Here is a 26918-nt window from a genome sequence, read left to right as displayed (position 1 = left end):
CAGACTAGCGTTTCTGCAACCACACGGCAGGATTGACCGGCTGTCCGTTCCGGCGCAATTCAAAATAAAGTGCAGGCTGATTGGCGCCGCCCGAGTTGCCGACGGTTGAAACCGCATCGCCCTTGTTCACGACCGCGCCCACATCCTTCAGCAAGGCTTCGTTGTGCGCGTACAAACTCATATAGCCATTGCCATGGTCGATGATTGAAATCAGACCGTAGCCGTTCATCCACTCGGCGAAAACGACCTTGCCGTCAGCGACGGCATGCACCGCTGTACCTGCGGGCGCTGCAATCAACAAGCCGTTGTTATCACCGCCATACGCTTCCAAAAGTGAACCTGACACCGGCCAACCGAGGCCGCCGACTTTCATGATGGCGGCGCGCGGCGCAACGGCGACTTCCACAGCCTTAGGCTTCGGCGGCGGTGGCGCGCCGCGTTTGGCTGCCTCGCGGGCGCGCGCTTCATAGGCTTTCTCGCGTTTGGCGGCTTCGGCCGCTGCGACGCGACGTGCTTCTTCTGCCGCCGCTTTCTTGCGCGCAGCTTCGCGCGCTGCGGCCGCGCGCAGATTGGCAAGTAGTCGTTCCAGCGACTTCGCGTCTTTACCAAGGGCCTTCTCGCGCACCTCTTTGGCTTGGAACTGCGTGTTGAGTTGTGCGACCAGGGCATCGCGCGCGATGCGCTCACGTTGCAAGTCGCTCAAGTTTCGCTTTTGCAACGCTTGCGTGTTGACCAAAGCGACTTGTTTTTGTTCGATCGCTTGGCGCACGGCGACCAGCTCACGCAGGTCTGAATTGATCGCTTGGATCTTGGCATTGCGATCGCGCTGCAGAATTTGATACTGCACCAAGACGCGCTGACCTTCGGTGACGCGGTCTTGCGACAGCAATACTTTCAAGGGCGCATCGCTACCTGTCATATACGCGCCCTTGACCAACTTCGCCAAGTTCACTTTTTGCGACGCCAAGGATTTCTCGAGCACGTCTTGACGGGCTTGCAGTTCGTCGATGTTCTTGGTTTCGCGCGCCAACGCGTCTTGCGTCCCTGCGAGTTGCCGGGCACTTGAGTTGACCTTCTCATCGGCCTCTTTCAATTTGACCGTGGCATCTTCGCGCTTGTTGTCGATGACCGCCTTTTCTTTCTTGACGGTCTTGATTTCACCGCGCAACGCGCGCAACTTCTTTTCGGCTTCTTTTTGGCTCTGCTGTGCAGTGGCCGCACCTGTCAGCGTGAGCAGTGCCGCAATGAAGAGCGCAGCGTTTCGCATTACGGGACCAACAAGGATTGGCCGCTCATTTCAGCGGGCTTATCGACACCCAGCAGATCGAGCATCGTCGGCGCGACATCGCGCAATGCACCACCGCTGCGCAGGTTGACGGCGCGCGTGCCCACGTAGATCAACGGCACGGGTCCGATGGTGTGCGAGGTATGGGGCTGTCCTGTGATCGGATCACGCATCAATTCAAGATTGCCGTGATCCGCTGTGATCAGCAATGCACCACCGACAGATTGCACAGCCTCTGACACGGCACCAATTGCGACATCAACGGCTTCTGCCGCCCGGATGGCCGCTTCAAGAATGCCGGTGTGGCCGACCATATCGGGATTCGCAATATTGCAAATGATGACGTCGTACGATTGCTTTTGAATTGCATCCACCAACTGCGCTGTCAGCTCCGGGCAGCTCATTTCAGGCTGCAGATCATAGGTGGCCACTTTCGGGCTTGGGATCAGCGCGCGTGCTTCGCCTTCATACAAGGCTTCACGACCCCCGCTGAAGAAGAACGTGACGTGCGCGTACTTCTCGGTTTCTGCAATGCGTAACTGGCTCAAGTGATTGTGGGCAAGCACTTCACCCAAGGTGTTGTTTAGGTTCTCTGCGCCATAAGCCACAGTCGCCGGCAGGTTGGCATCGAACTCGGTCAAGCACACAAAATCGGCCAGTGCGGGTCGACGTGCGATGAAGCCGTCGAAACCGGGTTCCACAAATGCCGCGGTCAATTGACGCGCACGGTCGGCACGGAAATTCATGAAGACCACCACGTCGCCATCTTGCATCGGCGTTGCACCGGCAATCACGGTGGGTTTGACGAACTCGTCGTTCTCGTCACGCGCATAGGCTTCTTCCAACGCAACAACGCCATTTGGTGCCGCGTAGTCGGCGCGCGCTTCGACCATGGCATTCCATGCGTCTTGCACGCGGTCCCAACGCTTGTCACGGTCCATCGCAAAGTAACGACCCGATACAGACGCAATATGTGCATTGCCCAATCGCGCACAAACGGTTTGAAGTGCACGCAAGCTCGGTTCTGCGGAGCGCGGCGGCATATCACGACCATCCAAGAAGGCATGCACTGCAACACGCTGCACGCCTTGTCGCTTCGCGAGCTCAAGCATCGCGAAGATATGCGCTTCATGGCTGTGCACGCCACCCGGCGAGAGCAAGCCCATGACGTGCAAGGTACGTGTGTTTTCGCGCGCAAGCTCGCACGCGTGCAGCAAAGCTGCGTTGGTGAAAAATTCACCATCGGCGATGGCGGCATCAACACGCGTGAGATCTTGATAGACGACGCGTCCCGCGCCGAGATTCATGTGGCCGACTTCTGAATTGCCCATTTGCCCATCCGGCAGGCCCACGTGCATGCCTTCCGTGTGGATCAATGTGTGCGGGCGCGACTGCCACAACGCACGCCAGTTCGGCGTGTCGGCCAATGCCAAAGCGTTGTCGGTAGGGTCTTCGCGATAGCCCCAGCCATCCAAAATCAACAAAACCACGGGACTCGGACGAGTTGAACTGCTGCCTGAATGCACGACCAAAGACCTATGACGAATGACCCGTGCCATTGTAGCGAAGGCGTCGCAACATACTTTCAACCCCTCGTTGGACGCCCAACATGTCGAAATTCTCGAAACTCTCCGTCGGTCTCTCCGTGTTGCTTCTGGCCGGCACAGGGACCGCCTTCGCACAGCAAGACGTCAGCAAAGTGAACGGTTCGATCAATGTCGGCACCGGCGAAGCGCGCGCAGACGTCAGCACCGTCAACGGCAGCATCACCCTGGGTGACAAATCCAAGGCCGCCGACATTTCTACCGTCAATGGAGACATTGAAACCGGCAGCAATGTCTCTTCAAAAGACATCAGCACGGTGAACGGCTCGATCAAACTCGGCGGCGCCGCACGCGTCAGCAGCGATGTCACCACGGTCAACGGTTCCATCTTCATTGCTGATCACAGCGTTGTGTCCGGTGACGTGGCCACCGTCAACGGCGGCATCGGCTTGGTGCGCACCGAAGTGGACGGCGACGTCGCCACCGTGAATGGTGACGTGACGGTCGGCATTGGCTCGCATGTGAAAGGCAAGCTCATCGTGAAAAAGCCGACTAACAACAGCGTTCTGCCGATTTCGATTGGCCCGAACCGCATCCCGCGCATCATCGTCGGACCGAATGCCGTGATTGAAGGCGAGCTGCGCTTTGAGCGCGAAGTGAAGTTGTATGTGCACAGCAGCGCCAAAGTCGGCAACATCGTCGGCGCCAAGGCCATCAGCTTCAGCACCCCGTCTGCCCCCGCAAACTGATCGCCTACGCGCGGCATAAGCCGCGCTAGTATGGGCGGACTCCTTAGGAATCCGCCCATGAAAATCGCTTATCTCTGCATTCTGATCGCGCTGTTCCTGCCCTACGTTTGGGTCATGATCGCCAAGGCCTCCGGTCAGCGCTACGACAACCGCGACCCACGAGGTTGGCTCAGCAAACAAACGGATGCCAAAGCGCATCGTGCAAACGCCGCACAACTCAATGCCTTCGAAGCCTTACCCGGCTTCATTGCCGGCGTGCTGATGGCGCAGCTAGCGCAAGTGGATCCCATGCACATCACCTTGGCTTCCGTGGCCTTTATCGTGTTTCGTGTGTTGCACGGCGTCTTTTACATCAGCAACAAACACCAGTTGCGCAGCTTGATGTGGCTGGGTGGGTTTGTCTGTGTGGTGTTCTTGGTGGTTCGCGCGATCACGATGATCATGTGAACCCAGCGCAATTTAGATCGCCGGGCGCGTTATTCGCCCGGCGATTTTTGTTTACAGCGCAATAAGCTTCACGCGCGCAAAGTTGCGCTTGCCGACGGCCAACATGCCTTCGAAACCCGGCGCAAACAGTTGACTCCCATCTTCGAACACTTCGCCGTTGACGCGCACCGCGCGTTCTTTGAGCTTGCGGTTGGCTTCGGCGTTGCTCGGCGTGATGCCTGCGGCGGTTAACAAGCCTGCGATACGCAGGCCTTCGGCAGGGACTGCAATTTCTTGCAAAGGAATGTTGTCCAGACTGCCTTCGCCACGTACCGCGGCTTGCCACCCGTCGACAGCACGTTCGGCTTCTTCTGCAGAATGGAAGCGCGTCGCCAGTTCGCGCGCCAAACGCAATTTCAGATCGCGCGGATTCAATTGACCTGATTCGATCTCACCACGCAACCTGCGTGCATCTTCAATTGAGATGTCGAAGCTCAGCAAGTTGATCCATTTCCACATCAGATCGTCACCGATCTTCATGGTCTTGGTGACGATGTCGATGGCAGGCTCGTCAATGCCGATGTAGTTGCCCAGTGACTTCGACATCTTATTGACGCCGTCCAAGCCCTCGAGCAATGGCATGGTCAAAACAATTTGCGGCTTTTGGCCATGTGCTTCTTGCAGGCCACGACCCATCAGCAAGTTGAACTTTTGATCGGTGCCGCCGAGTTCGACGTCGCATTCCAGAGCCACTGAATCGTAGCCCTGCACCAGCGGGTACAAGAATTCGTGGATGGCAATGGGTTGTTGCCCGGCAAAGCGCTTGGAGAAATCGTCGCGTTCCAACATGCGCGCCACGGTGTGCTGCGACGCCAACTTGATCATGTCGGCTGACGACATCTTGTCGAACCACTCGCTGTTGAAGCGCACTTCGGTGCGTTCGCGATCGAGCACTTTGAAGACTTGTTTGGCATAGGTCTCGGCATTCGCCAACACGTCTTCGCGGGTGAGCGGTTTGCGTGTGACGTTCTTGCCGGTGGGGTCGCCGATCATGCCGGTGAAATCACCGATCAAGAAGATGACTTGATGGCCCAGGTCTTGGAACTGACGCATCTTGTTTAGCAACACGGTGTGGCCGAGGTGCAAATCGGGCGCGGTGGGGTCGAAGCCGGCCTTGATGCGGAGCGGACGCCCTTCTTTCAGGCGCACTTCCAACTCGTCGCGTTTCAGCACTTCATCGGCGCCGCGGCCGATGATCTCCATGGCAGATTCAGCTGTCACTCTATTTCCTGAATACGTTGTGGTTCTGGGGATGCAGACCCGTTGGGCCCAAAATTTGAGAAAAACACGAAAACCCATTCAGAATCATGGAGTTGACGCATCTCGTTCAGCTCCCTATGTTAGCCCGTCATAAGGCCTTCACGCGATGCTGACACTCCTGAATGAAGAACGTTCATCAAGACACTGCGCGCCAAACCCGACTTCGCGCCCTTCGTGAAGTTGCTCTCACACGTTTTGTAGCCTCCAAATTGCCTGAAGGCCGTTGGAGCCGTCGCCAATGGGCGCAGGCCAGCGTACTGGCCTCCATCGCATTGCTGGCCGCCGCCTTGGTGCCCGGCATGGAGCAGGCCGTCGGCCCCGCGGGCAGCCAACTGAAATCTTCCGCACTCTCTTTAAGTATTCCGCTCGCATTGCCGAGCGCGGATGAAGAGGCCAACCGCCCCGACGCAGGCCAGTGGCAACGCGTCAATTTGCGCAAGGGCGAAACCCTCTCTGCCCTGCTGTCTTCTTTGGGATTCACCAAGAACGACGTGCAAGCGTTCACCCGTCATCCGGAAACGCGCAAAGAATTGTCGAAGTTGTCATCGGGCACCGAGATTTCAGTGATGGCGAATGGCGCCAATGCACTGCAAGCCGTGCGCTTCCCACGTAGCGAAGGCGAAGTGGAATTGGTGCGCAAAGGCGAAGGCTTCGTGGTCAAGACCTTGGAAGCCAAAGAAGAAACACGCACCGTGGTGTTGTCGGGCACGGTGGGTCGCGACTTGATGTCCTCTGCACGTAAGGCCGGTCTGACGCGCCAGAACATCGCAGAGATGACGGATGACATCTTCAAGTACGACATCGACTTTGATTCCGATCTGAACGCCAAAGACCGCTTCAGTGTGGTGGTGGATCAGACTTGGAAGAATGGCCAGCTGGTTGAAACAAGCCCCGTGTTGGCGGCCTCGTTCACCGTTGGTCACGAATTGCATACCGGCTTCCGTCACGTGCGTGGCGGCAAGGCTGAGTACTTCAGCGCGGAAGGTCGCGCTTTGAAGCGCCCGTTTATTCGGATGCCGATTCCTTATGCGCGTTTGAGCTCGGGCTTTGGCGGACGTCGTCACCCGATCTTGGGCATCACGCGTATGCATAAGGGTGTGGACTACGCAGCCTCAACAGGCACGCCGATCATGGCGGCTGGCGACGCGCGCGTTAAGTTTGTGGGACGTGGGCGTGGCTACGGCAACGTGGTGGAGCTTGACCACGGCAGCGGACAAACGACCTTCTATGCGCATATGTCGCGCTTTGCAAAAATCCGCGTGGGCCAACGTATCAGCCAAGGCACGGTGATTGGCTATGTGGGTAGCACGGGCTTATCGACGGGCCCGCATTTGCATTACGAATTCCGCGTCAATGGCGTGTATCGCAATCCTTTGAAAGTCACGATGGCACCGCCGGCACCGTTGTCCGGCAGCGACCTCGTCGCCTTCCGTTCTGAAACCCGCCGTGCGATGGATAAGATCCGCACGGTCGAGAAGATCATTTACCCGGGTTCGGCTAAAGTGGTGGTAGCAAGCACTACCGCTGCAAAACAGCCCAGCAAGGGATAACACATGACTCAGGCTGAAGGCCTGTACATCGGACTGATTTCCGGAACGAGCGCCGACGGCATTGACGCGGCGCTCGTGCGTTTTGGGGCCGACGAATCTGTTTCGATGGTGGCGTCACATGCGCACCCATGGCCCGAGGCCCTGCGTACCCGATTGATTGCCCTTGGACAAGGCGGCCCGCTGAACTCCCTCGAGGAGTACGGCACCTTGGATATACAGGTGGGTGAGCAGTTTGCGGACGCCGCACTGACCTTGCTGCGTGGTGCGAATGTCGATATCAAAGATGTGCGTGCGATTGGTTCGCACGGGCAGACCATTCGGCACCGGCCTTATGGCGCGGCGGGGGATGGGAAGTTTCCTTTTACCCTGCAGATTGGCGATGGCAATTTGGTTGCCGAACGGACTGGCATTACGACGGTGAGTGATTTCAGGCGGCGCGATGTGGCTGCGGGCGGGCATGGTGCGCCGTTGCTGCCCGCTTTGCACCAGGCCTTGCTGCATTCGGCAACCGAGAATCGTGTGGTTTTGAACTTGGGCGGTATTGCGAATATCACTTTGCTGCCGGCAAAAGGTGAGGTGCGTGGATTTGATACCGGGCCTGCGAACGCGTTGATGGATGCGTGGTGTTCTCAGCACACTGGTGTGGCATTTGATGCAGGCGGAAAGTGGGGCGCTACCGGCGAGATCAATGAAGCGTTGCTGGCACGCCTTTTGTCTGATCCTTGGTTTAAGGCGCCGCCGCCTAAGAGCTCCGGGCGTGAGCAGTTTCACCTTGAATGGGTGAAGTCGCATTTGCAGGATGATTTGCGGCCGGAAGATGTTCAAGCAACTTTGTTGGCGCTAACTGTTCAAACGGTAGCGGACGCCATTGCAGCCACACAACCGGATACGGCGCGTCTTTTGGTTTGCGGTGGTGGTGTGCATAACGCGAGCCTGATGTCAGCGCTGCAGAAGACCATGGATAAGACGAAGGTGGAATCGACGGCAGCACATGGTCTCGACCCAGATCAAGTGGAGGCGATGGGATTTGCGTGGTTGGCGCGTCAGACTTTGCTTGGGCTACCCGGGAATTTGCCTTCGGTCAGCGGAGCGAAGGGGTATCGAGTGTTGGGGACTGTTGCGTTTGCGTGATTGCGATGCCGTGACTTGCGCTTTGCGTCGTCGTTATCGAGTTAGGCTGCAACTTTCGTTTTTGCGCAGAACTTTGTGCAAGTTGTCGTATAAATAGATTTGGGCAGGGTTGAATCAAGAGCAATGACGGGTGAGTAGAGCGTGAAGTCGCCTGAAGGAAGGACTCTTATTGGTTTCGGCTTTTACCGATTGTTTCGATCTAAATAGAGGTTAGGTGCCAATGGACAACTCTGACGTTCTTGTCGTTTTCTTAGTAATGGTATTCCTGGTAGCGACTTCCTTGTTCTCGCTAGTTAAGGATGTTCATAACAAGCGCAAGGAAAAATCGTCTGGGCTCGTTGTAACTGCAACTCGCGGAGACAAGTCCATGAATGCCTTGTATACCGTGTACGGTGCCAGCATAGCTGCTGTTCTTGTGCTTATTGACAACGCTGATGGATTGACAGGGCACAAGGTCATCTTAATTGTCATCGGATTTTTTTGCGTAACCTACTTATTCTTCCTTAGTAGTTGGTTCCGTAATATTGTTTTTTTCCCAATGGCTCAGCGTATTCGCAATGACTAGCTTGGCACCTAACAATTCATTCAAGCCGACGCCGCTTCGCGGCGCGGCTTAATTCAGGCGTTAGGCCGCTCTCATGAATCCTGACCTACTCAGACAACGGCGAAATCTGATTCTTGTGAGTTTGTGGCTTCTGGTCTTCGATTTCGCTCAAGTGTCCATAGGCAAGGTCAGCGTCCTAGGTACAGAGCTAGTTGTTGGCAGTCCCCGTGTTCTGATTTTCTTAGCATGGCTCTTGTGGGCCTACTTCTTTTTGCGCTACTACCAATACTGGCGCGCTGAGAACAAGCCGGAACTGCGCGAGGCGTTTAGTGCATGCCTTGACTCGTATGCAAACAAGTTTGTCGGCCTCGCTGTGTATCAGGACGAGTCCGGGCAACTTTTTGACCGCAAGATCACAAAGCATGGGGTTTTCAGCTGGGTCTATGCACTGCAATACTATGATCCAGTCACAGGTTACGTTGTGCCGCGCTCGGAGATTCAATTACCCAATGCTCGGCTGATTTGGTGGGTAATCAAATCAGCAGTCTTTACATGCATCAACACAACTCACGCCACTGATCACCTTCTGCCATTTGCTCTCGCCGTGGCGGCACCAGTTGTAGCTTTTGCCACTTGGATCGCACCTTTTATACGTTCGACAGCGGTCTAACAATTCATTCAAGCCGAAGCCGTTTCGCGACCCGGCTTAATTCAGGCGTTAGGCACCAAGACATAACTTGTCATCGCTTGATTAAAAAGCATTTTATTCTCGGCCGTAATTGGGTGTAGCTTGAACTACCCAGTTATGGATAGAGCCGATGGATGCCACGAAAGCGCGGACGCCAGAAGAACTTGCAGCGCTTCTCCGAGCCGAGTTCGTCCCTCATCGTTGTGCAGTGGAAGTGTACGACTACAGTCATCGCATACGGCTTCGTATCTTTGACGATAGCGACGAACCACTAGTGAGCATCCCAGAGATGTTGGTGAGTCAACTTCAGTCCAGATCTGGATATGAAGCAATGGCTTCGGTTGTAAAAGACATGTTGAGAAGCCGCGAGAAGATTGTCGGATCCTGCGCCTAACAGTTCGTTCAACCCGACATACCTCCGTGGCACGTGACTGAGGCTTTGCGCTACGCTAGCGTCAGTCCCGCACGACTACGGCACGCGGGTTAACTCAGGCGTTATGCGCCGCTGCAATTACTTCGACTCTTCTGGGGGAAGCTGTGAAACCTTCTAATGCTAAGTATCTCGGTTCAGCTGTGGACAAGCTCTATGGCCGAGAGGAGGACTTCGTTGTAATCGGACTGACAGGTAGAACCGGTAGTGGCTGCAGCACCGTCGCGAGAATTCTCTGCGATGAATCAATCAAGCACTCCCTTCACGTAGGGATTGAAGAACTTGATAATGAAAAAAGAAAGCAAAGAATTGTCGGGAACTGGATCGAAAAAAACTGGAAGCCTTTTTTGCTCGTACAAGTCAGGAGCATCATCACACTACTGCTATCAGAAAACATCGAAACGCTGAAAGATTATAGCGTGTCCGCATTGGAAATTAATTCGGACAAAGCGTCCACGATGACTCGGGCCCTCGAGGGTGTATACAAGAAGCACTCATCGTTAATGGAGTTTGTCAGTCATATTTCGGACGCGAGCATCGATTCGACTAAAGTAAAACTTACCGCCTCGAACGAGCAAGAGAAAGCACAATCTGCTGTTGACTTCTATTCGAAGGAACTCCCTGCGTTGGCTGATAGACTCAGAGACGAGTTGGGAGAGAGTGACTTTGTTCGACTTTATCAGAAGGTCGGCACAAACATTCGGCTGTCTGGTGACCCGTTTAATGAAAGCCTGGTTGAAGGGCAGTTCTTTACCTTGGCAGAAAAGATTAACAGCGTGATAAAAATAGTACGTCGTTGCCAAAAAGCTGTTGGGAAGGAAGCATTCATCGTAATCGATGCAATTAGGAATCCCTTGGAAGCAATCTTCTTCCAAGATCGATACGCGGCATTTTTTTTAATGGCTGTTTCTGCTCCCGATGATCAGAGGAAAATCCGGCTACGAAAACTTAAATTTTCAGATGAAGAAATTGAAAACTTGGACAAGGTCGAATATGAGCCTCACGACCTAGACGAGCCAGAGTTTTTCACAGTGCAAGACATTCAGGGCTGCCTTCAGCGTGCTGACCTGTACGTAAGCAACCCAGACGCAAAAAATGCAGCCGCTAAGTTCAGCTCCCTGTCCGCCCAGGTCTTGAGATTTGTGAGCCTGATAAGAAGACCGGGAATAGTAACGCCCACTCACATTGAACGTTGCATGCAAGTTGCTTACACCGCAAAGTTAAACTCGGGGTGTATATCAAGGCAAGTTGGGGCGGTCGTAACGGGGCCGGATTTCTCAATTCGATCTCTTGGCTGGAACGATGTTGCGCTTGGACAAGTTCCCTGCAATCTCCGAAGTCGTTCAGACTTGCTGCTAGGTCAAGATCTGTCCGCGTACAGTGAATACGAGGTGAGCGACACTTTTAAGGATCAGCTTCAAAATTCTAGCGCTGGTTACGCAACCCTAACGACATGCGGACGAAGCGTACCTTTTTGCTTCAAAGCAGAGTACAACGCGCTAAGGAAGGAAAAGAATCAGGTCCACACTCGCTCCTTACATGCAGAGGAAAACGCCTTCTTGCAGGCAGCTAGGCATCACAGCGCCACACTTGAAGGCGGATTCTTGTTCACAACAGCTGCTCCATGCGAACTGTGTTCAAAAAAGGCTTATCAACTCGGGATTAAGCGTATTTTTTATATTGATCCATATCCAGGGATCGCTGTAAGTCACATTCTACAGAGCGGCACCAAACGTCCAGTTCTTGAGCTTTTCTCCGGCGCCATTGGCAAGGCATTTCATAGACTATATTCCCCTCTCGTTCCATTGAAAGACGAACTAAACGCATTAGGACGATGAACGCGGCGTCTAACAATTCGTTCAAACCGAGCCCGCTCCGTTCCGTCGATTGCATGGAAGGTAACCTCGCCAAGCAATTAGCTACACTACGCGGATCTGGTTAACTCAGGCATTAGACATTGGAAAATCCGAAGCGACCAATAGATCAGGTGCCGGCTCTTATCGGAGAGCTATACAAATTAGTGGCTCGGTTGGAAATGCTGTTCGATCGAAAGTTCACTCCCGATGGGCACCTAGTTGGAAGCATTGGTGAAGTCTTAGTCGCTCATCGATACGGCCTTTCTTTAGTGCGTCATTCCGAACGTGGATATGACGCTCTAGCGCGCGACGGGAGGAAAGTTGAGATCAAGACTACTCAAGGATCTCGAGTCTCTTTACGTCACCAGCCAGTGCATCTGATTGTTATTAAGCTGAATAGAAAAGGCGGAGTTACAGAGATTTATAATGGGCCAGGGGATCATCCTTGGAACCGCTCGGGCGCCATGCAACTGAATGGCCAACGTTCAATCAGTCTCTCAATGCTTCAGAATTTGATGACGACAGTTCGGAAAGATGATCGAATCGCCGTGGCGGAGGAAGTTTAATGTATTTGGCGCACGCGATTGTCGGTGGACTCATTTCTATCCTTGCCGGCTGGCTGTTCGGTTACCAGCCATTTGGAGCAATCACTTGGATCATTGTCGGAGCGATTGCTGGCTGCGCATAGCTCTACATCGCTCGCAATCCGCGCTAATTTTACCTAACAAGTCGTTCAATCCGCCAAGCTTACGCTCCACAGGAATGGGGTTTGCCGCTACGTTAGCCCCATTCCCGCTGCGCTACGGCATGCGGCTTAACTCAAGCGTTAGATGTAAAGGGAATACATATGAGACTCTTCGAGAAACTGCTGTTCGCAACTGCATTGCTTTTGGCACCCACGTTGGCGTTTGCTGCAAAAGGCGTGGTTGTCTACTACGAGTCAGGATGTAGCTATTTCATCGTTGAAACCAATTTGGGGTACGCTCTTCTTGAGTGGTATGGTGGTCACGATCCAAGCAAGGGAGAAATCATTGCTGGCGACTTCGAGTCTTTCGGCTTTAAAAATGTCTATAACCTCACCGCCGATCGTGAAACCAAAGTGTGGGTTGATAATTTCTGGCTTTCAAAAAGTCGAGCGATTGAGAAGTACTACGACAAATGCGACTAACATCTGACAAATCTTTTCACGCCGACACCGATTCGCTGCGCAGCTTAATTCAAGCGTTTGGTGACGGTGACTGTCATTGGTACTTTTCCTTGGGTTGATCTCTGTCGCCGCACTAGGGAAACCCATCATTCTTCAGACAACGATCGCAAGAAGCGCGAGATGGGCAGCCATAGCCACTGTCTTTTTGTCGGCTTTTCTAGCCTATCTCTCCGCGATTTTTCTGGGTCCAATTTATAGGTATGGCCCGGTATCACCGCCTGACGTAATTCGCGCCTTCGTTATCGGCCCGACTTTGTTCGCGTGGTTTCTGACGCCAATGCTGGGTTCTTTTTTCATGAGCCCCCTCTGTCGTCCAACTTCTCGCACGACCCCGAATTCGAACAACTTCGCCCGCGTGGCATACTCGACCTTGATCTCGGTCGCACTCGTGTCTGTTTGGTTCTTCAGAAGTTCCGTCCATATGGCGAACTTTGCCGCGGGATGGTTCTAGGCCATGCCATCTAAGAGTTCGTTAAACGCGACATCCGACCGTGCCACGCGGGATTATTCAGGCGTTAGGCCGCAACTGGAGAATCAATGGAACCTGTAGAGCTAATCAACGAGATCCGCGAAGAACTCAAACGGGTCGAGGAAAGCGGCCAGACGCATGTCCCGGTCACGGGTCTGCGGCAATACTTGTCTGCCCTTGAGCTGGATGCTCAGTATTCCTTTGAGGAACGCCGGAGGAGCCATGAGGGCACACTTGCCCACTATGCCGCGCAAAATCAGTTCAGCCTTGAGATGTTCAAGTCTGTGTTGGAGACAGGCAAAAGTGCGATTGATGCACTACTGATAATTAATGGCGGCGCAGTCGTTGCAATGCTAGGTGTACTTAGTAATTTGGCCGGCAAATCCACCGGCGACACTTTGGCTCGCCACTTCGCTCTTCCGTTGTTGCAGTTCGGAATAGGTGTACTTCTTGCAGCATGCTGCTTCGCATTCCGATATTTTAGCCAAGCGGCATACGCAGACTCGGAGGCGCTCTCGGATAAGTATCGCAAGCGGGGAGATCGGCTCAAGTGCGTAGCTGTGGTTGTGGGCGTCGCAGGGTACATTGCGTTCGGATTTGGCATTGCCAATTCCTACGAAGCCGTTTTGTTCGCGTTTTCGCCCTAACAATTCGTTCAACCAGAAGCTACTTCGTTCCACCAATTGCACAGCAGGAAAGCTTTCCATGCATTTAGCTACACTACGCAGATCAGGTTAACGTCGGCGTTGGGAATATGCGGATAGAGATCGACGAGATTGTAGATCTAGTACAAAGGACTCCCGGTATCTATCGCAGGCCGGATCGGATCGACGTCGCTCGCGAGATAGCGAACCTGCGCGCCAAGTTGCAGAGCACGATTGACGCTAATCTTCAACCTTGGTTTGTACTAATCGACGAATCTATCCAATTCTTTTTTCTGCTTGAGCGCTTTATGTTTCGACAGCCGCTCCATGACAATGAAGTCCCTTTTGCCATCCAGTGCTCAAAAATTAAACGCGATTTGGTGTCAATCCGCGAGCTTATAGCTATTGGACAAGATATATGCGCCGCTGTTCTAGTCCGCACATTTTTAGAGGACCTTGAGATTTCAATGGTTGTTGCGCTGGACAAGGAAAAGAGCGCTAGCTACATAACCACTGACAACCAAGCAGATTTCTGGAACAAGCATGTAGGCTATGGACGGGTCTACGGCCATATCTCCCAGTATCTCTCTACCAGTGGTGCGCAAGAATCTGAGATCAGAGAAACGATTGAGCGCCACAAGCAAATGAAGCGTTTCTGCTCCGACTGTACTCATGGCGGAATGATCTCGTCGCTTCGGTCAGCTTTTACTCCATCATTGACCGATATCGACGAATTACATCATCAATCACTTGGCTCCATTTCACCCGACGCAAGATACATTTGCTTATCTGTCTCTGAAGAATGTCGTGTTTTTGCAGGATCACTGGTGAATCATTTAGCCAGAGGCTCTAAACTTCACGTCTATGAACGTTTTTCACTTGATGACAAGCTGTTTGATGTTTTCTCTAGTGCCTACGTACTTCAGGAGCTTATCAAACGATATGGCAGGAAACTTCTTGATGCTAGCGGCGCATAGAGCTAACAATTAATTAAAGCCGATGCCGCTTCGCGGCGTGTTTAGTTCGGTCGTTAGGGGCAAAACCAAACCATGACGCAAAAGCGAAAACTTCGACGACGATCAATCGCCATTCCCAAGCCGTTGCTCACTGCCCAAAATACGAAAACCTCAACATTAGATATATGGCTTCAAAGTGCTAACCACATTGCCCAAGTAGGCCCCTTTTGTTTTCACTCTTTGGACAATTTATTACACCGTAATCCCGCTCTATCAAAAAGCCCTTCTTGATGTGCAAATCGCGAAGAAGGAAATTCGACTTACGCTACTCGAGAAGTCGCTTGCATCTTCCCATAAAAAAGATTCGGCGGTTTGCGCTAGGCGACTACATTCTTGGAACTGGGGCAGAATGTTCTGGCCTCATGATCCCTCCAAAGGTACTGGAGAAGTACTACGAACCAGAGTCTAAGAAAGAGAACTACGCAAAGGCTGTTCTCTCTAGTGAGCCAAATTCCTGCTTACGGAAGCAAATTGGTCTAACCCCATCGCTCAAAGAACTAACGCCGGATGACTTGGCGTTCTTTCAGGCTAAACTCAACGCGCTTGGATCCGATCTCGAGAAACGTCGTCTTTCCGCATCTGCTAGATTAGAAGCGGCAGAGAGAACTGTAACGAGCAATCCAAAATTGATTCAACGCACATGGAGCAAGAGCAGGGTTGGCTCATATTTGATCAGGAACATGCCCCCTGAAGAAGAAGAGCGCTTTGTGACATGGGCGGCAATCGAGGCCGAACAGTACGATGCAGCTGAGGAGTATTCAGCCGCAGATAGGAGAGGCATCGCCGAACTGAGAGAGTTGTCTTGGCCAGTTGAGCGGGAAGCTCGACCCTAACAATTCATACAAGGCGATGCCGCTTAGAGGAACGGCTTATTTCGAGCGCTAGATCCCGTTAGGGGGGGGGGTAATTTGATAGAAACACGATTCGTTGGCTCGGTAGCTGAGCGAGACATTGACTTTCTATTGTTGGAAGAATTTTCTGTCAACGATGATTTTCGAAATTGGTTCGTGAGCAGGGCAGCGGAAGGCTATGAATACCACTCAAAGGTTGGCGTCTGGCACTCGCTCGTAGATTCGAGTCTTGGCGAATCAGACATTGTGTTCTTATGCTCATCGAAGTTATCCGGGCGAATTGCAATCCTCATCGAGAACAAGATCAACGCGCAGCCCCAGCCCGAGCAGGCGGAGCGCTACAGGCAACGCGGTGAGAAAGGCGTAAGCAAGGGCCATTGGAATGGATTCATAACATGTGTCGTTGCTCCGCAACGCTATCTTGAATCCTCTAAGCATGATCAGACGTATGACTTGGAAATGTCGTATGAGGACTTGGCGGCCCATTTCGCCCAAGGAGGCGCCGAAAACTCCAGAGGCTTGTACAAGGCAAGCCTTATTAAAGAAGCTAGCGAGCAGAACAGGCGCGGGTATCAGCCTGAGTACAACCAGTCCATGTCTGATTTCGTGACGGACTACTATGCGATTGCGGCACAGCGTTTTCCCCAACTAGAAATGCAGGCACCGAAGCAGCGCCCGAGTGGTAGCACGTGGATAACGTTTCACCCGGCTGTACTTCCGCAAGGGGCATATATTTGCCATCAGCTTTCGGTTGGAGCTGTAAAGCTCTTCTTCGGCCCTCCAAGTTCCCTTGAGGCTGTCTCAGAGGCGTATCGCCCATACCTCCCCGACGAGGTACCAATTGAACAAGCAGGGAACTCAGTCGCACTCATCGTGCAAGTTCCGAGAAGTGATCCGTTGGCTCTTCCGGTTTCGCAGCAACAGGAGGCGGTGTTACTTGGCTTGAATGCCGCGAAAGGGCTTTTGCGATTAGCGCAACATGCGGCGGCATCTAACAATTCGCTGCAGCGCCGAAAGTCTTGGCAGGACGCGCCCTAAGCTTTGGTTTTTGGCTCTCCTTGACCAGGGTGTTCGGTCCACGCACGTAATCCCTTCCATAATTCCTATTCTTTGTTGGATGCCTTTCATTGAGGAAAAAGGGAAGCGCGAGGCTTCTAGATTCAACATGGCTGAAAAAGGCCGGTGTGGCAGTTAGGTTAGTAATTCGTTCAATTCGACGCACTTTCGCTGCGCCGTTTGAATCTGGGGTCAGGCCAAAAAGGGGGTTATTCGTGCATTTTCTGAAAGCGTCTACATTTCTCGTTCTGGTTGCCGGAATATGTTTCGATGCATCAGCGGCCGACACGTGGGCCGTGCACGTTCGATCTGCATGCTCAAGTGATCCGGTAGGTGAACGTGTCGCTGTAAAGGTGCGCGAAGGATTGAGTAGATCAAGGTCAATGACGTCAGTTGCCAATCACAGCGATTCCGTCATAAAGATGTCGATCATATGCACCGACCCGGATAAAAATTGGGTTGGAAGTTTCTCGAACTACTCATACGCCATAACCGCAAAGAATGCTGGCGGCTACTACGACTATCAGATCACTCATGGCGTTGGGTCTTGCGGAACGAAGCGAGTTGACGAATGTGCTGAGGCCTTGGTTGCAGATATTGACGCCGCAATCAGAGACGTTGTCAGTCGCGTTAAAGATGGAACTTTCAAGTAAAAGACTCGGTAGTTGTGAGAAAGCAGTGCAAGCAGGCCGAAACGGCTTCGCAGGTCAGATGAATTCAGCAACGCCCTTCTGACGCGAGCTGACACGTTGAAATGTGCTCATTGAGCCAGCTTGCCTCTAATTCAACTCGAGTCGACTCCGCACCGTCTATTGCGTGACACGCGATCCGATCCGGCTTGTGGCTAAACTACGAACATTAGGGTCACTCTGGCGTTCGGTTCGTTATGAAGTATTGCTTCGCTCTCATAGCTTTGATGGCCACTGCAGCTCAGGCGGGGAACGCTCCGCCGCTGCCCATTCCCTCGGGTAAGTACATCTTCCAACACAGGTTTGCGGAACACCCCGCTATGAAGAGCATTTCGCTCACCGCAAAGATCAGTGGCACGCACATTGTTCTGACAAACACTGAACCGTCCGATATCTTCCCGCGAGGTGTCATCGCTGAGGGCACGCTGATGTGGCACGCACAGTCCAAGCAATGGATCATTGGCACTGCGCCTTCCGATCGCTATGCCAAAGAAGTCGGCGGCTGCAGCGACGGCCCCGAGGTTGTAGATCTGCGTAAGCGCACCTACTGGACCTGCTAGGGGCGCACTGCCCTCGAGACGCGTGTCCATATCACCGCTTCAACGCCTCAAGCATCTTGGCCAGAAAGCAGACATGGCCGCTCAATGACAAGGCTATGCTATTCGCTACACTTTCTAGGTTAGGTTTACTCTGACATCGCACATTTCTGGGGAGAGATTTATGAGCTACATCGCAATTGCACTGCTTGTCATAGGCCTACTGATGCTTGTGATTGGATACCGCAAAAATAGTCGCAACATGCTTGCAGCATCGGCACTGATCCTTCTCATGGCTGCCGGTCTTGGCGACTTCGCGAAGGGATTCAAGCAGGGCTTGAGGAGCACACCTGCAGCGCAATCAGAAGCATCGGTCAACTGAGGCCCAAGGCTTCATTCAATTCGAATCTGTTGCGTTTCGCCGATTGCATGGTCAGCAAGCCTGCCATGCAATTGTCTACACTACTGAAGTCAAATTATCTCTGTCGTCAGGCAAGCAATGACCCGATTTCGTACAGCACTATTCGCACTGTTGCTGACTTTTGGTGCAGCCGGCTGTTCCTCGCTGCCTTCCCAAACAAGTGCAGCCATTGTCGGTTCCGGCACCTTTGTTTCTGAAACCGGGGAATCGATTCGCGCGGATTATCGAGACAATGAAACCGTGACGCTCACGCTCGCCAACGGCCAAACGACAACGCTCGATCAGGCCGTGTCCGGTTCTGGCGCTCGCTATGTCCGTGGCGCCGAAGAGTGGTGGGAACATCAAGGTGAGGCAACCCTGCGCCGGAATGGCACCGTGGTCTTCAGCGGAAAATTGTCTCGCTGATTGGCATGTGGCGGTTCGCGCAGAAGCTACCTTCAAACGGAGATGTAAATGAGTTTTCTTCTTTCACTTTTGGTATTGGTAGTCATTGCAGTCTTTCCGGTGATGCTTGCGGCTCGGCTAATGGAAGCAGAGCGCACCGCCTTTGGCCCCGCCGTGCTGGCGGTGATACTTCAGTTTGCCCTTGCAGCCGCCGTTCAACTGATTTTTGGCGCGGGCATTATTTCGCTACTTGTCGCGCTGCTTGCCTCCTCAGCGCTCTATGCATTTGTTCTTGGAACAACCGTCCTTCGCGGTTTTCTAATCGGCATCATCGCAACTATCATCGCGATAGTAGCGGCGTTCATGCTCGGCAGTTCTTTCGCACTGCTGTCGATCTAGAACGCACGCTCTGATCGACCCATACATTTTGTGGAAGACAATTTGCTCAGACCAGCGCTTTGTCAGTAGCTACCGACCCGTACCTTGATCGCCTAAATACAAACATGTCTCGAACTTCGTCAGCACCAAGTACCTATCGCCACGCCGGCAAGATCACTGATTGGGATGACGAACGTGGCTTCGGGTTCGTCACGCCAAACGGCGGCGGTGATCGTGTATTTGTCCATATCAAAGCGTTCGAATTTCGGAACAAGCGACCGCATGACGGCCTACTGATCTCCTACCACGTGCAGCGAGACGCGAAGGGACGACTGAACGCGGTCAACGTGAAGCAGGCGGTCAAACTAAGGGATCCCTATCGGGTTGAATTCCCGCGCAAAATCATTGCGGTCACTTTCTTGGCGCTTATCGTGTTAGGCGCAGTTGTTAGCAAACTCCCACTGCTCATCGCCGGAGTCTATGTCCTGATGAGCGCGGTGACGTTCTATAGCTACGGAGAAGATAAGCGCGCTACAAAACAGCGTGCCTATCGAACACCTGAGAGCACCTTGCACTTGATGAGCCTATTCGGGGGCTGGCCAGGCGCATTGATAGCGCAAGCGATGCTAAGGCACAAGAATAAGAAGACAGAGTTCCAAGCTACATTCTGGATTTGCGTCATCGTCAATCTTGCACTGCTCGTTTGGGTGGTCTCCTCCGGAATCCTCGATTCGTTGTCAGACATACCACTCGTGATGTCGAGCTAAACGATGCGCGTCCTCGTATTGGTGTGCCTCCTAACTTTGGGCACTGCGCTCATTGGAAGCGTGCCGATGTTGAGAACGCAATGGAGAGCACATCAAGAGGCGCGTGAATTGCAGGCGCCACCCGTGATTGCAACTGATCAAGAGCAGATCGAGATCATTGCTGCATTCTTGAATAGCTACATTGAAGACGAGGCCAAGCGCAGATCACGACTTGATAATGCATCCGTGTATTTCGACCCCACTGTGGCCGTTGAGTCTTGCGATCGAACACGCTCAGAGCCGTGCGGAAGCTTTGAATTCATCAGCATGGATCCCGACGTATCGTATGTTGATTCAAGCGATCAAACCGTCCCATTGCGCCTTCAGATGCAATTGGAGAAGCTCGTGCAGGCACGCATTAAGAATCCTGCAGTCTCGGAACTCCGTATTCCAACGCGAACCATTCGGAATTCGGATTTTGTTTGTCTGCCCGAGCGCAGGTGCGAATGCAAAGATACAACCGACGCAGGGGCAACTTTCCTGAGAATTAGCCGCGCCGCGCTGTCCGACGACAGGCGTGTGGCGGCGGCACTGTCTGGCGAGATTTATTGCGACAAAAGCTTATCCTACGCCGTGCTTCTGTTGGAAAAGGGCAATAGTGGCTGGAAGGTAAAAGACAGGGTCCTTCACTTGCACGGGGAGTGAGCATTGCAGTGCATCAAGGTCTGCGTACAGGTAAACATGATCAAAGGGGCAGCATAAACCAGGCAAGCGAACTGACGAGTGAGTCCAAGGGTCAATCCGTTTCAATCTTCCAGCGCTACCGCGCCTCTTTCATCTGCGGCGTCTTACTAGGTGTAGGAATGACCCTTTCCGCTGCTATTGCCAGCCTTGAGGCAGTTGTTGCGTTGTTGTTTGCACTCTTCGCCGGCGCGATCTTTCCCATGGTGTTCTTGAGAAACATTGCCCAAGCGCCGTGGCGCAAGTTTGCGTGTTACGTATGCGCGGCGTTTCTATCGTCTTATTGGCTGCTTTCCGTCTTTGTGGGTGGCGCGGCGTCTCCGCTGGCACCCGCTTCTGTTCTGATCCTTCCATTCTGTATTTCTGCGATCTCGGCTTTTGCAGTGGTTGCGGACAATAAGCGCAAATACCGAAAACTGGCGGAGACATGAGCGCATGCTGACGATCCGAAACGTCAGTACTTTGATCGCACGACAGCTATAAACTTGAGTGTCGAATACTTTTAGAGTCATCTTGAGGAGATGTTTCATGCGCAACACCGCCGCGTTGTTCTTCGCACTTTTGCTTGTTTGTTCCAACCCCGCTTTTGCTGGCGAGAAATCCGAGCAACTCTCCAAGTGCCTCGTTGAATCCACCACACAGGCAGACAGAACCGCACTCATCCGCTGGATCTTTGGTGCAGTCACGCAGCATCCCGCCGTCAGCGATATGACGAAGCTCGATCCGAAGGAATGGCAAAATATTTCCAAGAACGCAGCAGGTGTTTTCCAAAAACTCATTGCAGACAAGTGCGCGCGCCAATCCAGAGAAGCGCTGCTGACAGACGGTATGGAAGGCTATAAGAGTGCATTCGCAACGCTCGGACAAACCGCAATGACCGGTTTGATGGACGATCCGTCAGTGAACAGATCAATCGCCGATCTCGATAAGTACCTTGACCCAGAGAAACTGTTCAAAGCGGTGATGACAGGCACTTCTCAAGAGAAGTAAACCGCAAGATATCGATCCACACGCCCTCCGAACGCAGCAACACAACGAGATCACACATGCAGACATGGCAACGAAGGCTGTTGGGCACACTGGCGTTGGGGGGCGGTTTCTTAGGTTTGGTCGTGATCCTGACGCAGATTCTTCAAGGTGCATCTGCGGTGAGTTTGCTGCTGTACATTCCGTTCTCTGCGGTGTTTGCATGGGGCGTGTGGGCAGGCATCGCGATGCTGGAATCGCATCCGGATGCCTTGCAGCTGAACAAGTGGTACTGGGCAGTGCAGATTCCGTATTTTCTAACGCAGCCGCTCAGCGCATTCTTCTACTCGGGTGGCGCTGTACTGTTCGGGTTTCAGATCCACGAACGAAAAATGAATCTTCAAGCGCTGTTCGGTAGCCAGTTTCAGTTTGTGATCAATAGCGAGCGCGTCACTGAAGTGGGCATCAACATTTTTGCGCTGCTTGCGGCCGCGTATCTTTGGCATCTTCAGACACGCGCAGAGAAGCAGGCACGCCAGCAGGAAGTACTGCCATGATCAAACTCTACGGACACCCCTTTGCCTCATTCGCCTGGAAAGTCTTGATCGCCGCCTACGAGCGTCAGGTGCTTTTCGAGTTCTGCATGGTGGATCCGGATCACCCTGAAAACCAAGCGCGCATGAAAGCACTTTCACCGACCGGGCAGTTCCCCGCCTTGGTGGATGGCGATGTTGAAGTCACACAATCGAATGCCATCATCGAGTACTTGGATCACGTCGGCAACGCACCACGCTTGATTCCGTCAGACCCGAAGGCCGCGCTACAGGCACGCATGCTCTGTGATGTCTTCGATGCCTACATCCATCACCCGATGCAACGCATTGTGGCCGAGTCGTTGCGCGCCGAGGGCCAACAAGATCCGCGCCGACCGGCCGAGGCACGCGTTGAGCTGGACAAAGCCTACGCGTGGCTTTCAACACGCGTCTCAGACGCATTTGCCGCTGGCAAGACGATGACCATCGCGGATTGCGCAGCGGCGCCTGCCTTGTTCTATGCGGACTGGGTCCACCCCATTCCGGACGGCCCGCTCAAGGACTATCGGGCACGCATCCTGGCGCACCGGTCCGTAGCGCGCGTCGTTGACGAAGCGCGTCCCTTTAGGGGCTTTTTCCCATTGGGCGCCCCCGACCGCGACTAAACCGGGATGTAGCCATGCGCCCCCGTGACGCCGGGCTCATCCCATTGGCTGCGGCAATTTGTAGGAAAAGTCTGCAATTCGATTGACGTGCAGAGCGTATCTTTCCATGCTTGGGAACAGTGTCCTAAGGCCCATTCAAGATGGAACGTGATCTGAGTGTTTTCCCGCACGATGACAACGGCAATGTCCTTTGGGCCGCTCACCAACACGGCATCAAGATCGGCGACGAACACGTACTGAAATATGTACTGATCTTTCCTCAGGTCAACGATGCACTCACCTTCAGCCTGTTTCTGCTTCGGCAAGGCTATTGGGTTCAATTCAACGAGCTAGAGAACAAGCCGGGCTATGCCGCAGAGGTCTCGCTCAAAATGGGTCTTGAAGTCACGCATGCGCACATCACCGATGCGGAAGCATGGTTGGCCGAGCATGCGGGCAGTCTGAGTGGCAAGAACGACGGTTGGGAGATCCAGGAAAAGATCAGAGAAGTGGTCGGGTTTGGATACGCTGACCTGTCCAATCGCTAGAGCGAGGTCGACCACAGATGGGGCGCCAAGATGCATAACGATTCGTTTGAGTGAACATCATGGCCCGTCTGCGTCATTCCTTGGTTGCTGGTTTCCTCGTCTTGATTGCGACGCTAGTGGCTTACAAGTTTGGCTTCCGTGCAAAGCTGCAACCTCTGGCATCGCACACGACCTAGCGCGATGTCGCGCAGGTTGTGCCGCAACATGTTGCATTCGCGATTCTGGCTGGCTTGGTCTACTACGTGTTTTTCTGGAAGTCCCGCAACCGTTGATAACCCTCCCCCATCAGGATCTACAGAATGAAGCTTTTGATTTCAGTAGTCGTACCCTTGCTCGTGCTCTCCAATTCGGCGGGCGTCGGGTCAAACACCGCAAGTGCGCAGCAGCAGATTCCTGAGAAACTATGTTCGGCCAAAGTCGTGTTTCTCGGCGAAGCCTCGCATGGCGGCGGCGAAACCATTCGCGCCAAGGTCGACATGACACAGGCACTGATTGATCAATGCCACTTCAATCAAGTCGCCTTTGAAAGCCAGATGTATGACTTCACTGCACTGCATTCGCCGCACATCACGGTCAACGCACTCAGAAATGCCATTGGCGGCCTTTGGTCGACCACCGGAGAAACTGATGCCTTGTTCGAGCGCCTTGTGGGCATGGCGAACCGCAATGAAATTCGTGTGCAAGGGATTGATGGACAGCTTGGCAGTTCGACATCGCGTTACGCACAAGCGCAGTTCGCCGCGGATTTGACTGCGGGTATGCCGCGAGATCGGGCAAAGACGTGTTCGGATTTGACCAATCGACTCACACAGTGGTCATTCGATGAAACGCACCCCAAAGATGACCAATTCGACAAAGATTTAAAGCACTGCGCAGAGGCATTCGTCGCACACGCGAAGCAAAGCGGTGCACCGGAACAGATCGCACTTGCGAAAAATTTCGATCGCTTCTTGTCGTTCTCAAACGACAACTATGTGAATGATCGCGACATGCTGATGTTCGAGAACTTGCAGCGCATGATCAAGCCCAATACGAAGACGGTCGTGTGGACGGCCAACATCCATGCGGCGCGCGAAGCCGTCGCAGACGTTCACCCCTTGGCAAGCCACTTCGGCCCAACCCATGATGTGGTGAGCGTCGGATTCACGGCCATCGACGGCGCGTACTGCATGCCGCCGTGCAAGAGTCAGAAGGTCTTGGCACCTGCGTCAGCCGAGAGCTTGGAGCGCTACGTCACCGGCCTCGGCAAACGGTCGCAACTGTTCGACCTTAAAACGGACGCCGCTGCCACGTCGCGCCCGAGCAAGCTCTTGGACTATTCAAAAGAAACGACTGAGCAATGGTCGCGGTTGTTCGACTATGTGTTTGTGCTGCCGAAAGAACGCGCGCCCAATCACGTGCGTTCGGCGAGCCCGCTTCCGGAGTAACGCGCTCGGCTTCGATGATTGAAACGCGTTATGCGCCGGCGTCGACCACACGCTCGCGCAATCGCGGTGTCAGATACACCCACAACATCGCAGCGGGAATCAACGCCATCACCGTGATGACGAAGTACATGCCGTAACCGGTGCTCATCACTATGCCGCCGGCAAAGAAGCCCAGCACCTTACCCGGCAAGTTCACCAACGAACTCAAAAGGGCGTACTGCGTGGCCGTGTGCTCCTTGTTCACCAGTGCGGACAAGAACGCCACGGTCGGTGGACCCAACATACCGAGCGTCAGATTCTCGGCCGAGATCACCAGCGTGAGCACCATCAGGTCGCCCTTGTGCACGATCAGGAACAAGTACAGCAAGTTGCAGGCGCCGCAAATGATGGTCATTGCGCCGAGTGATTTCCATGCGCCCCAACGCGCGACCATCGCACCGCCAAAGAACACACCCAAGATGCCGACCCACACGCCCCACAACTTGGTGATCGAACCGATCTCGGTTTTGCTGAAACCCATCTCGCGATAGAACGGGCTCATGATGCCGCCGATCGTGGCTTGCTCGGGAATCTTGAAGAGCAAGATGAAAGCGAGAATCGTCAGCGCCAAGGCCCAGCCGTAGCGTCGAAAGAAATCCGCAAACGGGTCGACAATGGCGAGGCGCATGGCATCACCCCATGCCTGCGGCAGCGCGCGATGGGCTTCGGGTTCTTTCGAAAGCACGGTGGCCACAATCGGCACCAACATCAAGGCGGCCATTGCGTAGTACACCGTGGGCCAAGAAATATGATCGGCCATGATCAAGGCAAACGCGCCCGCCATGATCAGACCAATTCGATACCCCAAGGAATACGTCGCGACCAAAGCGCCCTGTTCTTCCACCGGCGCAATCTCGATGCGATACGCGTCGACGGCAATGTCTTGCGTCGCGCCAAAGAACGCCACGGCCACCGTCACCCAAATGAATGTGGCCAGGTGCGTCGGTGTCACAAGCGCCATCAATATCAAGCCTGCCACGACACCCAATTGCGCGAAGAGCAACCAGCCCCGTCGGCGTCCGAGTTTTGAGAACGCAGGCAAGCCGGTGTGATCGAGCAAGGGCGCCCACACAAACTTGAAGGCATACAACATGCCCGCGCTCGCAATCATGGTGATTTCTTTCAAGACAATGTTGTTGTCTTTGAGCCACATGGCCAAGGTGCCCGCCACCAGCAAGAACGGCAGGCCTGAAGAGAATCCAAAGAAGAACATCGTCCAAGCCTTAGGGCCGGTAAACGATTTCCACACCGAGGGCTTACGCTTTTTTTCCGGTGTGGTTGTGCTCATGTGTTTTCGTTCCAGTCGAGTTCCAGGAGATAAGGCGCGTGATCCGAGAAATATGGCTCACGAAAGTGTTGTGCATGTTTGACGCGTTCGGCAAGGCCCGGCGTGAGCAACTGATAGTCAATGCGCCAACCGACATCTTTGCCGCGCGATCCACCGCGTTGACTCCACCAGCTGTACTCGACGTCGTCAGGACGCGCCACGCGGAAGCTGTCGTGCCAGCCGTGTTCTGGTTGCGCACTGCCATCGCCATGCGTGTCTGCAATGCGACTGTTCAACCAAGCACGCTCATGCGGCAAGCAACCGGAATTCTTTTGATTGCTTTTCCAATTCTTGATGTCCTTCTCAGAGCGGACAATATTCCAGTCGCCGCACAGCACATAGTCGCGTCCGCTGGCCAACCATTCGTCCAGATGCGGTGCCAACCAGGCCATGACATCTTCTTTCACGCCCTGACGCACTTCACCCGAGCTGCCCGAAGGAATATAGAAAGACACCACACTCAAATTGCCGAAGCGCGCTTCGATATATCGGCCTTCTTCATCGAAGTCCGGGCGATTCATCGCAGTCAGCACGCTGTCGGGTTCGCGTCGTGAGTAAAGCGCGACGCCGCTATAGCCCTTCTTCACGGTCGAATCGCGGAAGTGGACGTGGTAACCCTCGGGGTTAAACAAGGCATCGGTGAGCTGGTGGGCTTGCGCTTTGGTTTCCTGCACCGCCATGACATCGATGTCTTGCGTGTGGAACCAGTCGAAGAAACCTTTGCTGGCTGCAGAGCGCAGGCCGTTGGCGTTAAAACTCAAGATGCGCATGCA

At 53.7% G+C, this 26918-nt stretch carries 28 protein-coding genes; 23 read left to right on the top strand and 5 right to left on the bottom strand.

Annotation, left to right across the window (positions count from 1 at the left end; genetic code table 11):
- Positions 1–4: 4 nt before the first annotated feature.
- Together G7069_RS04355 and gpmI are read right to left on the bottom strand one after the other, a co-directional pair.
- On the bottom strand, positions 5–1267 hold the full coding sequence (locus tag G7069_RS04355) for a peptidoglycan DD-metalloendopeptidase family protein (protein ID WP_166294659.1): 1263 nt from the start codon (positions 1265–1267) through the stop codon (positions 5–7).
- Positions 1267–2844: a 2,3-bisphosphoglycerate-independent phosphoglycerate mutase gene (gene gpmI, locus G7069_RS04350; protein WP_166294657.1), complete on the bottom strand. Its 1578-nt coding sequence runs from the start codon at positions 2842–2844 to the stop codon at positions 1267–1269. Before gpmI ends, G7069_RS04355 begins: the two co-directional genes overlap by 1 nt.
- Positions 2845–2894: 50 nt before the next feature.
- Between gpmI and G7069_RS04345 the strand changes: the two genes are divergently transcribed.
- On the top strand, positions 2895–3578 hold the full coding sequence (locus G7069_RS04345; RefSeq protein WP_166294655.1) for a hypothetical protein: 684 nt from the start codon (positions 2895–2897) through the stop codon (positions 3576–3578).
- Between the two features lie 57 nt (positions 3579–3635).
- Positions 3636–4025: an MAPEG family protein gene (locus tag G7069_RS04340; protein WP_166294653.1), complete on the top strand. Its 390-nt coding sequence runs from the start codon at positions 3636–3638 to the stop codon at positions 4023–4025.
- Between the two features lie 51 nt (positions 4026–4076).
- Here G7069_RS04340 and tyrS read toward each other — a convergent pair whose 3' ends face one another.
- Complete coding sequence (tyrS, locus tag G7069_RS04335; protein ID WP_166297513.1) at positions 4077–5267, bottom strand: tyrosine--tRNA ligase; 1191 nt, start codon at positions 5265–5267, stop codon at positions 4077–4079.
- A gap of 179 nt (positions 5268–5446) precedes the next feature.
- Here tyrS and G7069_RS04330 point away from each other — a divergent pair, with 179 nt between their 5' ends.
- The 21 genes from G7069_RS04330 to G7069_RS04230 all read left to right on the top strand — a co-directional run bounded on the left by G7069_RS04330 (position 5447) and on the right by G7069_RS04230 (position 24779).
- Positions 5447–6874, top strand: coding sequence for a peptidoglycan DD-metalloendopeptidase family protein (locus tag G7069_RS04330; protein WP_166294651.1), 1428 nt, complete (start codon positions 5447–5449; stop codon positions 6872–6874).
- Positions 6875–6877: 3 nt separating this feature from the next.
- A complete protein-coding gene (locus G7069_RS04325; RefSeq protein ID WP_166294649.1) occupies positions 6878–8005 on the top strand; it encodes an anhydro-N-acetylmuramic acid kinase in 1128 nt (375 codons plus the stop codon).
- Between the two features lie 638 nt (positions 8006–8643).
- The gene (locus G7069_RS04320) at positions 8644–9219 is read left to right on the top strand and encodes a hypothetical protein (protein WP_166294647.1); all 576 of its coding nucleotides are present in this window, start codon (positions 8644–8646) and stop codon (positions 9217–9219) included.
- Between the two features lie 555 nt (positions 9220–9774).
- Positions 9775–11505, top strand: a complete 1731-nt coding sequence (locus G7069_RS10610) for a hypothetical protein (protein WP_205758754.1) — start codon at positions 9775–9777, stop codon at positions 11503–11505.
- An 865-nt stretch (positions 11506–12370) separates the two neighbouring features.
- Complete coding sequence (locus G7069_RS04310) at positions 12371–12691, top strand: hypothetical protein (protein WP_166294645.1); 321 nt, start codon at positions 12371–12373, stop codon at positions 12689–12691.
- A 576-nt stretch (positions 12692–13267) separates the two neighbouring features.
- Positions 13268–13846: a hypothetical protein gene (locus G7069_RS04305; protein WP_166294643.1), complete on the top strand. Its 579-nt coding sequence runs from the start codon at positions 13268–13270 to the stop codon at positions 13844–13846.
- Between the two features lie 107 nt (positions 13847–13953).
- Positions 13954–14820, top strand: coding sequence for a hypothetical protein (locus tag G7069_RS04300; RefSeq protein ID WP_166294640.1), 867 nt, complete (start codon positions 13954–13956; stop codon positions 14818–14820).
- A gap of 401 nt (positions 14821–15221) precedes the next feature.
- Positions 15222–15692, top strand: coding sequence for a hypothetical protein (locus G7069_RS04295; RefSeq protein ID WP_205758753.1), 471 nt, complete (start codon positions 15222–15224; stop codon positions 15690–15692).
- A 75-nt stretch (positions 15693–15767) separates the two neighbouring features.
- A complete protein-coding gene (locus tag G7069_RS04290) occupies positions 15768–16748 on the top strand; it encodes a PD-(D/E)XK nuclease family protein (protein ID WP_205758752.1) in 981 nt (326 codons plus the stop codon).
- Positions 16749–17775: 1027 nt separating this feature from the next.
- Positions 17776–18015 carry a hypothetical protein gene (locus G7069_RS04285; protein ID WP_166294634.1) on the top strand — a complete coding sequence of 80 codons (240 nt, stop codon included), beginning with the start codon at positions 17776–17778 and terminating at the stop codon, positions 18013–18015.
- A 160-nt stretch (positions 18016–18175) separates the two neighbouring features.
- Positions 18176–18373, top strand: a complete 198-nt coding sequence (locus tag G7069_RS04280; protein ID WP_166294632.1) for a hypothetical protein — start codon at positions 18176–18178, stop codon at positions 18371–18373.
- 117 nt (positions 18374–18490) lie between these two features.
- On the top strand, positions 18491–18817 hold the full coding sequence (locus G7069_RS04275) for an MliC family protein (protein ID WP_166294630.1): 327 nt from the start codon (positions 18491–18493) through the stop codon (positions 18815–18817).
- A gap of 48 nt (positions 18818–18865) precedes the next feature.
- Complete coding sequence (locus G7069_RS04270; RefSeq protein WP_166294628.1) at positions 18866–19195, top strand: hypothetical protein; 330 nt, start codon at positions 18866–18868, stop codon at positions 19193–19195.
- A gap of 104 nt (positions 19196–19299) precedes the next feature.
- On the top strand, positions 19300–19941 hold the full coding sequence (locus tag G7069_RS10655) for a cold shock and DUF1294 domain-containing protein (protein WP_166294625.1): 642 nt from the start codon (positions 19300–19302) through the stop codon (positions 19939–19941).
- A gap of 66 nt (positions 19942–20007) precedes the next feature.
- Positions 20008–20625, top strand: coding sequence for a hypothetical protein (locus G7069_RS04260; protein ID WP_166294623.1), 618 nt, complete (start codon positions 20008–20010; stop codon positions 20623–20625).
- Complete coding sequence (locus G7069_RS04255; RefSeq protein WP_166294621.1) at positions 20622–21092, top strand: hypothetical protein; 471 nt, start codon at positions 20622–20624, stop codon at positions 21090–21092. The genes G7069_RS04260 and G7069_RS04255 overlap by 4 nt, the downstream gene beginning before the upstream one ends.
- A 97-nt stretch (positions 21093–21189) precedes the next feature.
- Positions 21190–21651, top strand: coding sequence for a hypothetical protein (locus G7069_RS04250; protein ID WP_166294619.1), 462 nt, complete (start codon positions 21190–21192; stop codon positions 21649–21651).
- Positions 21652–21707: 56 nt separating this feature from the next.
- Positions 21708–22184 (top strand): hypothetical protein, encoded by a 477-nt coding sequence (locus G7069_RS04245; RefSeq protein WP_166294617.1) that lies wholly within the window; start codon positions 21708–21710, stop codon positions 22182–22184.
- The gene (locus G7069_RS04240) at positions 22181–22825 is read left to right on the top strand and encodes a glutathione S-transferase family protein (protein ID WP_166294614.1); all 645 of its coding nucleotides are present in this window, start codon (positions 22181–22183) and stop codon (positions 22823–22825) included. Before G7069_RS04245 ends, G7069_RS04240 begins: the two co-directional genes overlap by 4 nt.
- A 140-nt stretch (positions 22826–22965) precedes the next feature.
- Positions 22966–23352, top strand: coding sequence for a ribonuclease E inhibitor RraB (locus G7069_RS04235; RefSeq protein WP_166294611.1), 387 nt, complete (start codon positions 22966–22968; stop codon positions 23350–23352).
- Between the two features lie 299 nt (positions 23353–23651).
- Complete coding sequence (locus tag G7069_RS04230; RefSeq protein ID WP_166294609.1) at positions 23652–24779, top strand: erythromycin esterase family protein; 1128 nt, start codon at positions 23652–23654, stop codon at positions 24777–24779.
- Positions 24780–24807: 28 nt separating this feature from the next.
- On the opposite strand, the gene G7069_RS04225 is transcribed toward G7069_RS04230, so the two are convergent.
- The gene (locus G7069_RS04225) at positions 24808–26106 is read right to left on the bottom strand and encodes an MFS transporter (RefSeq protein WP_240912633.1); all 1299 of its coding nucleotides are present in this window, start codon (positions 26104–26106) and stop codon (positions 24808–24810) included.
- A complete protein-coding gene (locus G7069_RS04220; RefSeq protein ID WP_166294607.1) occupies positions 26103–26915 on the bottom strand; it encodes an exodeoxyribonuclease III in 813 nt (270 codons plus the stop codon). Before G7069_RS04220 ends, G7069_RS04225 begins: the two co-directional genes overlap by 4 nt.
- Between the last annotated feature and the right edge of the window lie 3 nt (positions 26916–26918).

It is taken from the genome of Lysobacter sp. HDW10, assembly GCF_011300685.1.
Lineage (GTDB): Bacteria > Pseudomonadota > Gammaproteobacteria > Xanthomonadales > Xanthomonadaceae > Solilutibacter.
The sequence above is the reverse complement of the archived record's forward strand: the minus strand, read 5'-3'. Positions and strand labels throughout refer to the sequence as shown.